General features: G+C 67.9%; 15 protein-coding genes. All 15 read left to right on the forward strand.

The window, feature by feature from the left end:
* The first annotated feature begins 5 nt into the window (after positions 1 to 5).
* A complete protein-coding gene (locus tag AB0L64_RS23185; protein ID WP_363713091.1) occupies positions 6 to 815 on the forward strand; it encodes an IclR family transcriptional regulator in 810 nt (269 codons plus the stop codon).
* Positions 815 to 1,990, forward strand: a complete 1,176-nt coding sequence (locus tag AB0L64_RS23190) for an MFS transporter (RefSeq protein ID WP_363713093.1) — start codon at positions 815 to 817, stop codon at positions 1,988 to 1,990. The genes AB0L64_RS23185 and AB0L64_RS23190 overlap by 1 nt, the downstream gene beginning before the upstream one ends.
* 216 nt (positions 1,991 to 2,206) lie before the next feature.
* Positions 2,207 to 2,827, forward strand: coding sequence for a 50S ribosomal protein L10 (rplJ, locus tag AB0L64_RS23195; RefSeq protein ID WP_355699432.1), 621 nt, complete (start codon positions 2,207 to 2,209; stop codon positions 2,825 to 2,827).
* A 63-nt stretch (positions 2,828 to 2,890) separates the two neighbouring features.
* On the forward strand, positions 2,891 to 3,280 hold the full coding sequence (rplL, locus tag AB0L64_RS23200; protein WP_134107138.1) for a 50S ribosomal protein L7/L12: 390 nt from the start codon (positions 2,891 to 2,893) through the stop codon (positions 3,278 to 3,280).
* A gap of 224 nt (positions 3,281 to 3,504) precedes the next feature.
* Positions 3,505 to 4,452, forward strand: coding sequence for an ABC transporter ATP-binding protein (locus AB0L64_RS23205; RefSeq protein ID WP_359939473.1), 948 nt, complete (start codon positions 3,505 to 3,507; stop codon positions 4,450 to 4,452).
* A complete protein-coding gene (locus AB0L64_RS23210; protein ID WP_355699434.1) occupies positions 4,449 to 5,222 on the forward strand; it encodes an ABC transporter permease in 774 nt (257 codons plus the stop codon). The genes AB0L64_RS23205 and AB0L64_RS23210 overlap by 4 nt, the downstream gene beginning before the upstream one ends.
* Position 5,223: 1 nt before the next feature.
* Positions 5,224 to 6,054: an ABC transporter permease gene (locus AB0L64_RS23215; RefSeq protein WP_363713097.1), complete on the forward strand. Its 831-nt coding sequence runs from the start codon at positions 5,224 to 5,226 to the stop codon at positions 6,052 to 6,054.
* A gap of 4 nt (positions 6,055 to 6,058) precedes the next feature.
* On the forward strand, positions 6,059 to 7,396 hold the full coding sequence (locus AB0L64_RS23220) for an MCE family protein (RefSeq protein ID WP_363713099.1): 1,338 nt from the start codon (positions 6,059 to 6,061) through the stop codon (positions 7,394 to 7,396).
* Positions 7,397 to 7,556: 160 nt separating this feature from the next.
* On the forward strand, positions 7,557 to 8,588 hold the full coding sequence (locus tag AB0L64_RS23225; RefSeq protein WP_363713101.1) for an MCE family protein: 1,032 nt from the start codon (positions 7,557 to 7,559) through the stop codon (positions 8,586 to 8,588).
* The gene (locus tag AB0L64_RS23230; RefSeq protein WP_363713103.1) at positions 8,585 to 9,598 is read left to right on the forward strand and encodes an MCE family protein; all 1,014 of its coding nucleotides are present in this window, start codon (positions 8,585 to 8,587) and stop codon (positions 9,596 to 9,598) included. Before AB0L64_RS23225 ends, AB0L64_RS23230 begins: the two co-directional genes overlap by 4 nt.
* A complete protein-coding gene (locus tag AB0L64_RS23235) occupies positions 9,598 to 10,785 on the forward strand; it encodes an MCE family protein (protein WP_363713105.1) in 1,188 nt (395 codons plus the stop codon). Before AB0L64_RS23230 ends, AB0L64_RS23235 begins: the two co-directional genes overlap by 1 nt.
* On the forward strand, positions 10,782 to 12,011 hold the full coding sequence (locus AB0L64_RS23240; RefSeq protein ID WP_363713107.1) for an MCE family protein: 1,230 nt from the start codon (positions 10,782 to 10,784) through the stop codon (positions 12,009 to 12,011). The genes AB0L64_RS23235 and AB0L64_RS23240 overlap by 4 nt, the downstream gene beginning before the upstream one ends.
* A complete protein-coding gene (locus AB0L64_RS23245) occupies positions 12,008 to 13,300 on the forward strand; it encodes an MlaD family protein (protein WP_363713109.1) in 1,293 nt (430 codons plus the stop codon). Before AB0L64_RS23240 ends, AB0L64_RS23245 begins: the two co-directional genes overlap by 4 nt.
* Positions 13,297 to 13,788 carry a hypothetical protein gene (locus AB0L64_RS23250; RefSeq protein ID WP_359939447.1) on the forward strand — a complete coding sequence of 164 codons (492 nt, stop codon included), beginning with the start codon at positions 13,297 to 13,299 and terminating at the stop codon, positions 13,786 to 13,788. The genes AB0L64_RS23245 and AB0L64_RS23250 overlap by 4 nt, the downstream gene beginning before the upstream one ends.
* Entirely contained in the window at positions 13,788 to 14,582 is a 795-nt protein-coding gene (locus AB0L64_RS23255; RefSeq protein WP_363713111.1) for a hypothetical protein, read from the forward strand. The genes AB0L64_RS23250 and AB0L64_RS23255 overlap by 1 nt, the downstream gene beginning before the upstream one ends.
* The last annotated feature ends 56 nt before the right edge of the window (positions 14,583 to 14,638 follow it).

A 14,638-nucleotide genomic window follows, 5' to 3' on the forward strand; every position in this document is an offset into this window, starting at 1 on the left:
TCACAATGCAGGAAACGCGCGGTTCGGTGCAGTCGATCGACCGCGCGGTCGCGATCCTCCGGTGCTTCGACGCGCGGACGCCGGACCTCGGGATCAGCGACCTGGCTCGGGCCACCGGCCTGTCCACGAGCACCGTGCACCGGCTGCTGCTGGCCATGCAGGAGAACGGGCTCGTCCGGCAGACCGCGCACCGGCGCTACGCGATCGGTCCGCTGGTCGTGCAACTGGCACACAGCGGCGGCGTCCCGGCCGGCCTGCGCGACGCTGCTCTGCCGGTGCTGCGTGCACTCCGCGATGCCACAGGGGAGACCGCGGCCGTGCACGAACTGCTCCCGTCAGGGCAGCGCGTCGTGCTCGATCAGGTCGAGAGCCACCACCAGTTGCGCCGTACTTACACGGAGTTCGGTCTCCCGGTGGCACTGCCGCTCGGTGCGCCGGGCAAGGCGCTGCTGGCATTCCTGCCGCTCGAGCAGCAGCAGGAGGTGCTGCAGGGCCCGCTGGAGCAGGTGCAACCGGCAACCATCACCGACCCGGAGGTGCTCGCGGAGCAGTTCACGGAGATCCGTCGGCGCGGTTATGCGATGTCGCGGACCGAGCGGACGCCGGGGATCTGCAGTGTGGCGGCACCGGTTTTCGGCTACTCCGGCACGGTCGCCGGGTGTCTGAGTGTGTCCGGCCCCGAGATGCGGATGCCGGTCGAGCGGATGCAGGAGTTCGGGATGCGGGTCGCCGAGGCAGCCTGGTCGGTCTCGGAGCTGCTGGGAGCGACCCCGGCCGCCCGGGACCGCAGTACGGCGCTGGCCGGCGGCCGGTGATGCGCAGCCTTTGGAAGATCGCCCCCGCTGTCTATCTGCCCGCTCTGCTCTACGGAATCGGGCAGGGCGCCATCGCACCCGTAGTAGCGCTGTCTGCCACCCACTTGGGCGCATCAGTCGCCGTGGCCGGCCTGGTCGTCGCTGCAGCCGGACTGGGGCAGGTGATCGGTGACATCCCGGCCGGGGCACTCACCAACCGCATCGGCGAGCGCAGCGCGATGCTGGCCGCCACCGTCCTCGTTGCGCTGGCCCTGGTGGCCTGTTTGCTGGTCCCGACGGTCTGGGGACTCGCAGTGGCGATCGGCTGCACCGGTCTGGCCGGCGCAGTCTGGGGCCTTGCGCGGCAGGCCTATCTGAGTGAGGCAGTGCCGATCGAGCTCAGGGCGCGGGCCCTGTCCACGCTGGGCGGCGTACAGCGCATCGGCTCGTTCATCGGGCCGTTCCTCGGAGCGGGCGCGATGAAGTTCCTCGGCACCGACGGCGCGTACTGGGTGCACCTGGTGGCCGCCGTCCTGGCCTGTGCGGTTCTGGTGAGCCTGCCGGACGTTGCCAACAGGCGCGGGAAAGGCCCGCTGGCCGCACAGTCCACCTGGGGTGTCATCCGCGACCACATTCCCGTACTGCGCACACTTGGCGTCGGCGCGTTGCTCGTCGGGGCCGTCCGGGCGTCGCGCCAGGTTGTCATCCCGCTGTGGGCGCAGCACATCGGACTGGATCCGCAGACGACCAGTGTGATCTTCGGGCTGTCCGGAGCCGTCGACATGTTGCTGTTCTATCCGGCTGGATCCGTGATGGACCGGCTCGGCCGGAAGTGGGTCGCCGTACCGTCGATGATCGTGCTGGGGCTGGCGCACCTGCTGCTCCCGCTGACGCACACCACGGCCACGCTGACCGCGGTCGCGCTGCTGATGGGGATCGGCAACGGCCTGGGCGCCGGCGTGATCATGACGCTCGGCGCGGACGCCTCACCGCCGGTGGGACGGGCCCAGTTCCTCGGCGCGTTCAGGCTGTTCGCCGATACCGGCAACGGCGCGGGACCTCTGCTGCTGGCAGGGGCGACCGCGTTGCTGGGGCTCGGGCCGGCGATCGTGATCATGGCCGGTACCGGCTGGGCAGCGGCAACGGCGATGCACCGCTGGATCCCGCCGCATCCGAGGACGGAACAGCCCACGTGAACAACCGATTTGGCCAAACACCTGTCCACCAGGCACACTGTCTACTGCCGAAGACCGCTGGTTGCTGCCCTAGGTAGCTGAAGGTCCCACTCAGGTGGGCGGCCCGCGCAGGTGACTTGGAAGTGACACTGTATGTTTCACGCCCTTGCGCCTACGCAGGGGCGATTTTCTTTGTTCAGGGGTCCGAGGCGTGGAAGCCGATAGAAGGAGACCCCCATGGCGAGGCCGGACAAGGCAGCCGCTGTCGCGGAGCTGACGGACGAGTTCCGTAGCTCCAACGGCGCCGTGCTGACCGAGTACCGCGGTCTCACCGTCGCGCAGCTGAAGCAACTTCGGACTGCGCTCGGTGACGACGTGAACTACGCCGTGGTGAAGAACACGCTGACCAAGATCGCGGCCAAGGACGCGGGTGTCGACTCGTTCGACTCGCTCCTCGAGGGCCCCTCGGCGATCGCCTTTATCAAGGGCGACCCGGTGGTTGCGGCCAAGGGACTGCGTGACTTCGCCAAGGCGAACCCCCTGCTCGTCATCAAGGGTGGAGTGCTGGACGGTAAGGCACTCGGCTCTGACGAGATCAGCAAGCTCGCTGACCTGGAGTCGCGTGAGGTTCTCCTCGCGAAGCTCGCAGGTGCGATGAAGGCGGCCCCGCAGCAAGCGGTGTCGCTGTTCGCTGCTCCGCTGTCGCAGGCCGCGCGCCTGTTCGCGGCGCTGCAGGAGAAGTTGCCGGCCGACGCCGCTCCGGCGGACGTCCAGGACACGGTGCAGGACACCGTCCAGGACACGGTCGAGGCACCTGCCGAGGCGAGCACCGAGGAGACCGCCGCAGCGGACAGCTGAGGCATCTCACCGCAACACCCCATCAGTGATCACCAAGCACCATCGTTAGGAAGGACCGCCATCATGGCGAAGCTCAGCACCGAAGAGCTCCTCGGCCAGTTCAAGGAACTGACCCTGCTGGAGCTGTCGGAGTTCGTTAAGGCGTTCGAGGAGGAGTTCGGCGTCACCGCCGCCGCCCCGGTCGCCGTTGCCGCCGCTCCGGCCGCTGGTGGGGGCGCCCCCGCCGAAGAGGCCGCGGAGCAGGACGAGTTCGACGTCGTTCTGGAGAGCGCCGGCGACAAGAAGATCCAGGTCATCAAGGAGGTGCGCGGTCTCACGAGCCTCGGCCTGAAGGAGGCCAAGGACCTCGTCGAGTCGGCCCCGAAGGCCGTCCTGGAGAAGGTCGACAAGGCTGCCGCGGAGAAGGCCAAGGAGGCCCTCGAGGGCGCCGGCGCCACCGTCACCCTGAAGTGACCTCGGTTACGTTCCGTCAAGGAGCGTAACGAATGTGTAGAGAAGGGCGGTCCCCGCAAGGGGGCCGCCCTTCTGCTGTTACGTGATGGTTAGTATCGCAATCGCTTGACTTCCAGGGGTTACGCAAAACCGTACTCGTGCGTAACCTAGGCCACTGCTCCCTCGTTGGAACCCGCGTACTCGTCGGTTCGGGGCAGGCCAGAACATTCCCGTGAGGAGGACCGGTGGGCGTAGAAGTCCGCGTCGAGGGTCTCACCAAGTCCTTCGGTAGCCAGCTGATCTGGGGCGACGTGTCCCTGACTCTGCCGGCCGGTGAGATCTGCGTGATGCTCGGCCCGTCCGGTACCGGCAAGTCCGTGTTCCTGAAGACGCTGATCGGTCTGATCAAGCCCGACCGCGGGCATGTCTGGATCGAGGGCACCGACATCGCCACCTGCAGCGAGCGCGAGCTGTACGACGTCCGCCGGCTGTTCGGCGTGCTGTTCCAGGACGGCGCGATGTTCGGCTCGATGAACCTCTACGACAACGTCGCGTTCCCGCTCCGCGAGCACACCAAGAAGTCCGAGTCCGACATCCGCTCCATCGTGATGGAGAAGATGGAGATGGTCGGCCTGGTCGGCGCCGAGCGGAAGCTGCCCGGCGAGATCTCCGGCGGTATGCGCAAAAGAGCCGGCCTGGCCCGGGCGCTCGTCCTGGACCCCGAGATCCTGCTCGTCGACGAGCCCGACTCCGGCCTCGACCCGGTCCGGACGTCGTTCCTCAACCAGGTCATGATCGACCTGAACGAAGCCTTCGGCGCGACCTTCCTGATCGTCACCCACGACATCAACACCGCCCGGACGGTGCCGGACAACATCGGCATGCTGTACCACCGGCACCTGGCGATGTTCGGTCCGCGGGAGATGCTGCTGTCCAGCGAGGAGCCGGTGATCCGGCAGTTCCTGAACGCGCAGATGATCGGCCCGATCGGCATGTCCGAGGAGAAGGACGCCGACGAGCTGGCCCGTGAGATCGGCCAGGAGCTGCCGCCGCTGCCGCCGATCCCGATCCAGCAGCTGCCCAGCAGCGGCATGCTCCGCCCGACCCAGCGCCCGCCGGGCGAATGGTGCCGTGAGAACGGCATCGTCCCGCCGCCGGGGTCGTTCGAGGCGAAAGCCGTGGGGGCGCGGTGACTGTTTCTGCGACCGCCCCGCTGAAGCATGCCGGTTCACTGTTCGCCTTCGCTCTCGACACCGGCCGGGCCACGTTCCGGCGGCCGTTCCAGCTGAAGGAGTTCCTGCAGCAGGCCTGGTTCGTCGCGAGCGTGACGATCATCCCGACCGCGCTGGTCGCGATCCCGTTCGGTGCGGTGATCGCGCTGCAGGTCGGCGGCCTGATCAAGCAGTTCGGCGCGCAGGCGTTCACCGGTTCGGCCGCCGTGCTGGCCGTCGTCCGGGAGGCGTCGCCGATCGCGACCGCGCTGCTGATCGCGGGCGCCGGCGGTTCCGCGATCTGCGCGGACCTCGGCTCGCGGAAGATCCGCGAGGAGCTGGACGCGATGATGGTGCTCGGCATCGACCCGATCCAGCGGCTGGTGGTGCCGCGGGTGCTGGCGACGATGCTGGTCGCGTTCTTCCTGAACGGGTTCGTCAGCGTGGTCGGCGTGATGGGCGGCTACGTCTTCAACGTCGTCCTCCAGGACGGGACACCGGGCAGCTACATCGCGAGCTTCACCGCGCTCGCCCACCTGCCCGACCTGTGGCAGGGGCAGGCGAAGGCGCTGGTCTTCGGGTTCATCGCCGCGGTCGTCGCGTCGTACAAGGGCTGCAACGCGGGCGGCGGCCCGAAGGGCGTCGGCGATGCCGTGAACCAGTCCGTCGTGATCACGTTCATGCTGCTGTTCGTCGCGAACTTCTCGATGACCGCGATCTACTTCCAGCTCGTCCCGCCGAAGGGGGCCTGACATGGCGGCCCTGATGGACGTGCTGGTCAAGAAGCCGCTGAGCTCGCTCGACCACCTCGGTGAGCAGCTCGCCTTCTACATCAAGGCGCTGGCCTGGTCCGGCAAGTCCGTGACGCGGTACCGCAAGGAGATCTTCCGGCTGCTCGCCGAGGTCACGCTCGGCAGCGGCGCGCTCGCGGTGATCGGCGGCACGGTCGGCGTGATCACGTTCCTGGCGTTCTTCACCGGCACCGAGGTCGGCCTGCAGGGCTACTCGGCGCTGAACCAGATCGGCACGTCGGCGTTCGCCGGTTTCGTGTCGGCGTACATCAACACCCGCGAGATCGGGCCGCTGATCGCCGGGATCGCGCTCGCCGCGACCGTCGGCTGCGGTTTCACCGCGCAGCTCGGCGCGATGCGGATCAGCGAGGAGATCGACGCCCTCGAGGTGATGGCGATCCCGTCGCTGCCGTTCCTGGTCACCACCCGGATCATCGCCGGACTGATCGCGGTGATCCCGTTGTACGTCGTGGGTCTGCTCGCGTCGTACTTCGCGACCAGACTCACCGTGACCACGTTCTACGGGCAGAGTACGGGCACGTACGACCATTACTTCCACCTGTTCCTGCCACCCGGAGACGTGCTCTGGTCGTTCGGCAAGGTGCTGGTGTTCGCGGTGCTGGTGATCTTGGTGCACTGCTACCACGGCTACCACGCGACCGGCGGTCCGGCGGGTGTGGGCGTGGCCGTCGGCCGGGCCGTCCGGACGTCGATCGTCGTGATCAACGTCGTCGACCTGCTGCTGTCGATGGCCATCTGGGGTACGACGACCACGGTTCGGCTGGCGGGATGACGTCATGACCAAACTGATCTCGCACAAGGTGCTCGGCGTCGCGTTCATCGGCGTACTCGTGTTCCTGCTGTGGCTGACCTACGCGTTCTACGCCAAGGTCTTCACCAAGACCGTGAACGTCGAGCTGAAGACCAGCCACATCGGCCTGCAGTTGAACGAGCACGCGGACGTGAAGCTGCGCGGCATCATCGTCGGCGAGGTGCGCGGGGTCTCGACGGACGGCGACGAGGCGACCGTCGACCTGGCGCTCAAGCCCGACCAGGTGAACGAGATCTCCGCCGCGGTCAGCGCCCGGATCCTGCCGAAGACGCTGTTCGGCGAGAAGTACGTCGCGCTGGTGCCGCCGACCGGCACCGAAGCCACCGGAGACCGGCACATCAAGGCCGGCGACGTGATCAGCCGGGACAAGACCGCGGTCGGCATCGAGATCGAGAAGGTGCTGAACGACGCGCTGCCGCTGCTCCAGGCGGTCGACCCGGCCGACCTGAACGCCACCCTGAACACGCTCGCGACCGCGCTCGAGGGCCGCGGCGCCGAGATCGCCGGCACCCTCACCCAGCTCGACGGGTACCTGAAGAAGCTGAACCCGCACGTCCCGAAGCTGATGGACGCGCTCGCCAAGCTGACCCAGGTCGCGGACCTGTACGGCGACGCGACGCCGGACCTGGTCCGCGCGCTGCGGAACCTGACCATCACCGGCAACACTGTGGTCGAGAAGCAGAAGCAACTGCAGCAGTTCTTCGTCGACGTGCAGAACCTGTCCACCACCGGGAACACGTTCCTGAAGGACAACGAGGACCGGGTGATCCGGCTCGGCCAGGTCAGCCGCCCGGTGCTGGACCTGCTCGAGCGGTATTCGCCCGAGGTGCCGTGCTTCCTGCAGGTGATGACCGACACCGCCCCGATCCTGAACGACACGTTCCGGGACGGCCGGCTGAACATCAACCTCGAGCTGATCACCAACCAGCCGACGCCGTACGAGCCGAACGAGAAGCCCGTGTACGCCGACCACCGCGGCCCGACCTGTGTCGGCAAGAACTACAGCCACCCGGGGGCGAAGCCGGGCCCCTACACGCAGGAGAATCCGGCGCCGTACATCACCGGCGACGACGGCGTGATCGGCGACCACAACAAGAACCAGCGCTTCCCGCTCGACCTGAAGCTGAACCGGGCGATGCCGGGCTTCGCGACGGACACCCAGGGCGTCGGCACACCGGCCGAGCAGGACGTCGTCAACTCGATCGTCGGCCCCGAGATGGGCGTGCCGGCGAACGAGGTGCCGGACCTCACCACGCTGATGGTCGGCCCACTGCTGCGCGGAGGCCAGGTGAACCTAAGGTGACCCCCCTCGACTGTTCGGCACGCATCTCCGGCGCCCAGGCGGGCACCTCGCTGCGTTGTCGTCGGCGCACGATGAAACCCGCATCGAGCACCTCCTCCGCCTTGCGATGCACCCACCTGGACACCGGAGCTACGCACCAACAGCCGAGGGGGGTCACCAAGTGAGCTTCTTCGACAAGACGACCACGTTCGACACCGTGCGGCTGGGGATCTTCGTGGTGGTGACCACGATCGCGACCGCGCTGCTGGCGGTGACGATCGGGAACATCAGCTTCAACCCGACCACGAAGTACCGCGCGGTCTTCACCGACGCGGTCGGGCTGAACCAGGGCGACGACATCCGGATCGCCGGCGTGAAGGTCGGCCAGGTCGACAAGATCCAGCTGTACCAGGACAAGCTCGCGATGGTGACCTTCAGCGTCGACTCCGACCAGGTGATCGACACCTCCACGCACGCGACGCTGCGGTACCGGAACCTGGTCGGCAACCGCTACGTCGCGCTCACCGACGGCGTCGGCGGCGGCGACCGGCTGAAGAAGAACGGCATCATCCCGAAGGAACGGACGACGCCGGCGCTCGACCTGTCGGTGCTCTTCAACGGGTTCAAGCCGTTGTTCACCGCGCTCACCCCGGCGGACGTGAACCAGTTCGCGTTCGAGGTGATCAAGGTGCTGCAGGGCGAGGGCGGCACGATCGAGTCGCTACTGGCCAAGACCGCGTCGCTGACCACCACGCTGGCCGACGCGGACCAGGTGATCGGCGACCTGATCACGAACCTGACCGGCACGCTGCAGATCGTGTCCCAGCGGCAGGCGAACTTCTCCCAGCTGCTCGTCAACCTGCAGCAGTTCATCACCGGCCTCAGCCAGGACATCACCCCGATCCTCGGCTCGCTGACCTCGATCAACTCGCTGAACACCAAGACCGCGGGCCTGCTGCAGCAGACCCGGGTGCCGATCAAGGCCGACCTGGACAAGCTCCGCGCGGTCGCCACCACGCTGGACGACACCCAGTCGATCTGGGTGAAGACCCTGCAGTTCATGCCGGAGAAGCTCAACACGATGACCCGCACCGCGTCGTACGGCTCCTGGTTCAACTTCTACCTGTGCAACTTCGACGGCAACGTCACGCTGCCCACCGGAACCCGGATCCCGGTCTCGTACCAGCTCAACTCGGCGAGGTGCGCGAAGTGAAACCGTTCCGCGAGCAGAACCAGGTGACGATCGGCGTGATCGGGCTGACCGTGATCGGCCTGATCATGCTGGCCGCGTTCAAGGCGCAGGACCTGCCGCTGATCGGCGGCGGGACGAAGTACTCCGCGCAGTTCTCCGAAGCCGGCGGGCTGAAGCCGAACGACGAGATCCGGGTCGCCGGCGTCCGGGTCGGCAAGGTCCGCAAGGTCGAGCTCGAGGGCACCCACGTCCGGGTCGACTTCGTGGTCGACAAGGGCGTGCAGCTCGGCGACCAGACCGGCGCCGAGATGAAGATCAAGACGCTGCTCGGCCAGAAGTACCTGAAGCTCGACCCGGCCGGTTCCGGCAAGCTGAAGCCAGGCGCCGAGATCCCGCTGGCCCGGACCATCTCGGCGTACGACGTCGTGGACGCCTTCACCGACCTGGCCAACACCACCGAGCGGATCAACACCGCGCAGCTGGCCAAGGCCCTGGACACGCTGTCGGCGACGTTCAAGAACACGCCGGAAGAGGTGCAGGCGTCGCTGACCGGCCTGTCCCGCCTGTCCCGGAACGTGGCCAAGCGCGACGAGCAGCTCAAACTGCTGCTCCAGCACTCGAACGTGGTCACCAAGGTCCTCGCCGACCGCAACCAGCAGCTGATCAAGCTGATGAAGGACGGCAACACCGTCTTCCAGGCCGTGCAGGCCCGGCGGGCGCTGATCCACCAGCTGCTGGTGTCGACGCAGAAGCTGTCCGCGCAGATCACCGCGCTGGTCCGGGAGAACCGCAAGGACCTCGGGCCGACGCTGCAGAAGGTCAACGCGGTGCTCGCCGTCCTCCTGCAGAACCAGAACTCGCTGGACGCGAGCATCAAGGGCCTGGCGCCGTTCGTCCGCGTCTTCACCAACACCCTCGGCACCGGGCCCTGGTTCGACACCTACCTGCAGAACCTGGTGCCGGTGCCGGAGATCCCGCTGCCGAAGGTGCCGATTCCCGGACTGCCGACGATCCTGGGAGGTGGCGGCTGATGAAGGTCAACGCACTGTCCCGGTTGATCGCGGTCGGCGTGGTCGTGGTGATCCTCGCGGTCAGCGTCGTGACGCTGTGGCCGAAACCCGAGCGGGTGACGGCGACGGCGTACTTCCCGCGTGCGGTCTCGGTGTACCCGGGCTCGGACGTCCGGATCCTCGGCATCAAGGTCGGCGAGGTGGAGAGCGTCACCCCGGCCGGCCGGACGGTCCGGGTGAAGTTCTGGTGGGAGGCCAAGCACAAGGTGCCGGCCACCGCGAAGGCGGTGATCGCGTCGCCGTCGATCGTCGCGGACCGGTACGTGCAGCTCACCCCGGCGTACTCCAAGGGGGCCGTGATGGCCGACGGCGCGCAGATCCCGATCGAGCGGACCGCCGTACCGCTGGAGCTCGACCAGATCTACCAAAGCCTCAACGACCTGTCCGTGGCGCTCGGGCCGAAGGGCGCGAACGACCAGGGCGCGCTGGCCCGGCTGCTGGACGTCTCGGCGAAGAACCTGAACGGCCAGGGCGCCAAGCTGAACCAGACCATCACCGACGTCTCCAAGCTGACCAGCACGCTGTCCGGGAACTCGTCGGCGCTGTTCAACACGATCCGGCAGCTGCAGACCTTCGTGTCCGCTCTGGCCGCGAACGACCAGCTGGTCCGGCAGTTCAACACGAACTTCGCCGCGGTCTCGACGACGCTCGCCGGCGAACGCAAGGACCTGGGCGCGTCGCTGTCGCTGCTGGCGACCGCGCTCGGCGAGGTCGCGACGTTCGTCAAGGAGAACCGGACGCTGGTGAAGAACACGGTCTCCGGCGCCACCAAGCTGTCGCAGATCCTGGTCAACGAGAAGGCCGCGCTGGCTGAGGTGCTCGACACCGCGCCGCTCGGCCTCGGCAACCTCGCCCGGATCTACAACCCGCAGTTCGGCACGCTCGACCAGCGGATCAACCCCGGGCAGCTCGACGACCCGGCGACGTTCGTGTGCTCGCTGCTGCTGCAGGCGAACCAGCCCCTGTCGACGTGCACGACGCTCAAGCCGGTCCTCGACGCGCTCGCCAAGCTGCCGCTGCTCGAGCAGCTGACCGGCACCGGGCCGACCAGCGGCGGCCCTGCCGGTACGCCGTGGGCGCCGAAGCCGCAGGCCCCGCTGAACAGTCCTGACCCGGTCGACCCGACGCTCGGGGGGCTGGTCCGATGAGGCGCCGTACGTCGATCTTTGCCGGAGTCGCCGCGCTCGCGATGCTGCTGAGCGGCTGTGACTTCAGCGTGTACTCGCTGCCGTTGCCCGGCGGCGCGAAGATCAAGGGGCCGTCGTACACGGTCACCGTCGAGTTCACCGACGTCCTCGACCTCGTGCCGAAGTCGACGGTGAAGGTCGACGACGTCACCGTCGGCACGGTCGAGAAGGTCTGGCTGGAGGGGTACGTCGCGAAGGTGCGGATCCGGCTGCCGAAGAGCCTCGACCTGCCCGACAACACGCACGCGACGATCCGTCAGACCAGCCTGCTGGGCGAGAAGTTCGTGTCGCTGTCGCGGCCGACCGGGACCGAGAAGGCGCGCGGCAAGCTCGACAACGGCGAGCTGATCCCGCTGTCCAGGACGACCAGCAACGTCGAGGTCGAGGAAGTGCTGTCCGCGCTCTCGCTGCTGCTGAACGGCGGCGGCGTGGCCCAGCTGCAGATCATCACCCAGGAGCTCAACAAGGCCCTGACCGGCAACGAGCCGGCGATCCGCAGCGTGCTGACCCAGCTGAACACCTTCGTCGGCACCCTGGACCAGAACAAGGCGCGCATCGTCACCGCGATCAAGTCCGTGGACGCCCTGGCGAAGAAGCTGAACGCGCAGAAGGCGACGCTCGCCACCGCGATCGACTCGCTGCCGGCGTCGATCGCGACGCTGGACAAGCAGCGGGCCGCGCTGGTCAAGACGCTGCAGGCGCTAGCCACGCTCGGCAACACCGCGACCCGGGTGATCACCTCGGCCCAGAAGGACCTGGTGGCCAACCTGAAGTCGCTCTACCCGATCCTCACCAAGCTGGCCGAGGCGGGGGAGAACCTGCCGAAGTCGCTGGAGCTGCTGTTCACCTATCCGTTCCCCGACAATGCCGCCAAGGCCGCGAAGGGTGACTACACCAACCTCGGGATCACGCTCGACGTGAACACCAAGAAGGCACTCGACAACCTGCTGGGCATCCAGTTGCCGACCGCCGGCCCGACCGCGATCCCGACCGGCCGGATCAGCCTCCCGGTGCACCTGCCGACGAGTCAGGCGCCGGGCAGTGTGCTCCCGTCGCTGCCGGTCCCGACCGGGACGACGACGACCTGCATCACGGTGCTCGGGCTGCCGGTCTGCTCGCCGACGCTGAACCGGTCCGGGCTCGATCCCGACCTGGCGAAGGCATTGATGCCGGGGGTGGTCGGATGATCACCAGAGCGGTCCGGATCCAGCTGATGGTGTTCCTGCTGATCACCGTCGTCGGCGTCGCGTTCGTCGGCGCCCGGTACGCCCAGATCGACAAGCTGGTCGTCGACGACGACTACACGGTGAGCGCCAGCTTCGCCGAGTCCGGCGGCATCTTCACCGGCGCCGAGGTGACGTACCGCGGCCAGCCGGTCGGCCGGGTCGGTCAGCTGAAGCTGCTCAGCGACGGCGTCCAGGTCAACCTGGTCATCGACAAGAAGGTGAAGATCCCGAACGACCTGCTCGCCGTGGTCGCGAACCGGTCCGCGATCGGCGAGCAGTACGTCGACCTGCAGCCGCGCCGCGACGGGGCGCCGTACCTGCAGGACAACTCGCGGATCGACCGCAAGGACACCGCGATCCCGATCGACACCACCGAGCTGCTGCTGAACCTCGACCAGCTGGTGAACTCGGTCGACAAGAACAGCCTGCGGACCACGGTCCGCGAGCTCGGGACCGCGCTCAAGGGCAAGGGCACCGACCTGCAGAAGATCATCGACAGCTCCGGCAAGCTGATCGACGACGCGGACGCCAACGTGCTGCAGACGATCAAGCTGATCAACGACGGCGACACCGTGCTCGCCACCCAGGTGGCCAGCGGCGACGCGATCAAGACCTGGGCGAAGAACCTGGCGCTGCTGTCCGACACCCTGGTCAGCTCGGACGCCAACCTGCGCAAGGTCATCGACCAGGGCTCACTGGCATCCACGCAGGTCACGGGGCTGATCCAGGAGAACAGTGCGTCGATCGCGGTGCTGCTCGGTAACCTCCTGACGGTGAACGAACTGACCGCGGTCCGGCTGGACGCCGTCGAGCAGCTGCTGGTGGTGTACCCGGCGGTGTCGATGGGCGGCTACGTCGTACCGGCCAAGGACCCGGGCACCGGCCACTACGACGCGCACTTCGGCCTGGTCGTGGGACTCCAGCCGCCGGCCTGCCGGCCCGGGTACGGCGGCACCGACAAGCGGGTCCCGCAGGACCTCAAGAACACCCCCGCGAACACCAAGGCCGGCTGTACGGCGAACCCGGGCAGCGGGATCAACGTCCGCGGCTCGCAGAACAAGCCGACCCCGTCGTCGCGGGAGGACCTGAACCGCGGCGGGTACGGGATCGGCTACGACCCGGCGACCGGCGCCGCGGGCGGAACCGATGGGATGCCGCAGCTGACCCTGGGCTCCACCGGTGGACAGCAGGAGCTGCTCGGCAGCGACTCCTGGAAGGCACTCATCCTCGGACCGGTGACCAGCAAGTGATCGCACGCAACGGCCGGCTCGTGCTGGCCTGGGCGCTCAGCGTCCTGCTCATCGTGGCGCTCGCGGGCCTCACGCTGTCGGTGGTCGCGCTGAGCAAGCAGCGGGCCGACGACTCGCAGCGCGACGGCGCGATGAAGGCGGCGCGGCAGCTCGCGCTGGACTTCACGACGTACGACTACACGACGTCGGAGGCGGACTTCAAGCGTGTGACCGACGAGTCGACCGGGCAGTTCAAACAGGAGTTCGAGGCCGGGATCGCCGCGGTGAAGACCGAGGTCGTGACGAACAAGGCGACCTCCAAGGGGGACGTCAAGGAAGCAGCCGTGGTCTCGAACGACAAGGACTCCGCCCAAGTGCTGGTGATCGTGAACGCGGTGGTGACGAACACGGCCTCGGCCGAAGGCGTCCAGCGCCGCTACCGGATCAAGCTGGACATGGTCCGCGAGCAGAACCGCTGGCTGACCGCCGACCTCCAGGTGGTGGGCTGATGCCTCGCTACCGCCCCCGCGTCGCCGGTTCCCGCCGCCCCCGCCCGGCGGCCGAGGTCCCGGACACGCCGGAGACCCCGCAGCTCCCCGAGCCGCCGGGACCGGGCAACTGGAAGCGCATGCCCGCACGCGGCGGCGGCTACTGGGTCCGGGCCGACCCCGAGCCCGAGGCCGAGCAGACGCCTGCGGACCCCGCCGAGGACACGGCTGCGGACGCTCAAGGGGATGTGACCCCGGCCACAGAGGAGCCTCCGGAGGACCTTCCCGAGAAGTCTCCGGCTGCTGAAATCTCTACGGAGAGTGAGCAGAAGCGGGGTCTGGGGACCACGTTGACGGCCGCCTTGGCGGTGGTCGTGGTGCTGACGCTGACCGTCGCCGCGGTGCTCGGGGTCAAGGCGTGGCACGGCAAGCAGGCCGAGGACGCCCGGAGCCAGGCCGCGGCGGCCGGGCGGAAAGCGGCCGAGACGGCGCTCAGCTACGACTACCGCGACCTGGACAAGAGCTTCGCCGCGGCGCGGGCGACGATGACCCCGGATTTCGCCGCCAAGTTCGACGAGACCGCGAAGGTCGCCGGCGAACTGGCCACCAAGACCAAGGCCACGGTGAAGGCCGAGGTCCGCGAGGTCGGGGTCCGTGACGGCGACGCCGACCGGGTCACGCTGATCATCTTCGTCAACCAGACGACCACCAGCACGATCACGAAGGGTAGTCCCCGGGTGGACCTGAACCGGACCCGGTTCACCATGGTCCGAAACGGCGACCGATGGCTGGTCCAGGAGATCGCCGGACTGTAATCTCTTCCTAACTCCGCACCAGAGGGGCGCCGGGTGTCTCGTGGGTGATCTACCCG

It is taken from the genome of Kribbella sp. NPDC051936 (genome assembly GCF_040680955.1).
Taxonomy (GTDB): domain Bacteria; phylum Actinomycetota; class Actinomycetes; order Propionibacteriales; family Kribbellaceae; genus Kribbella.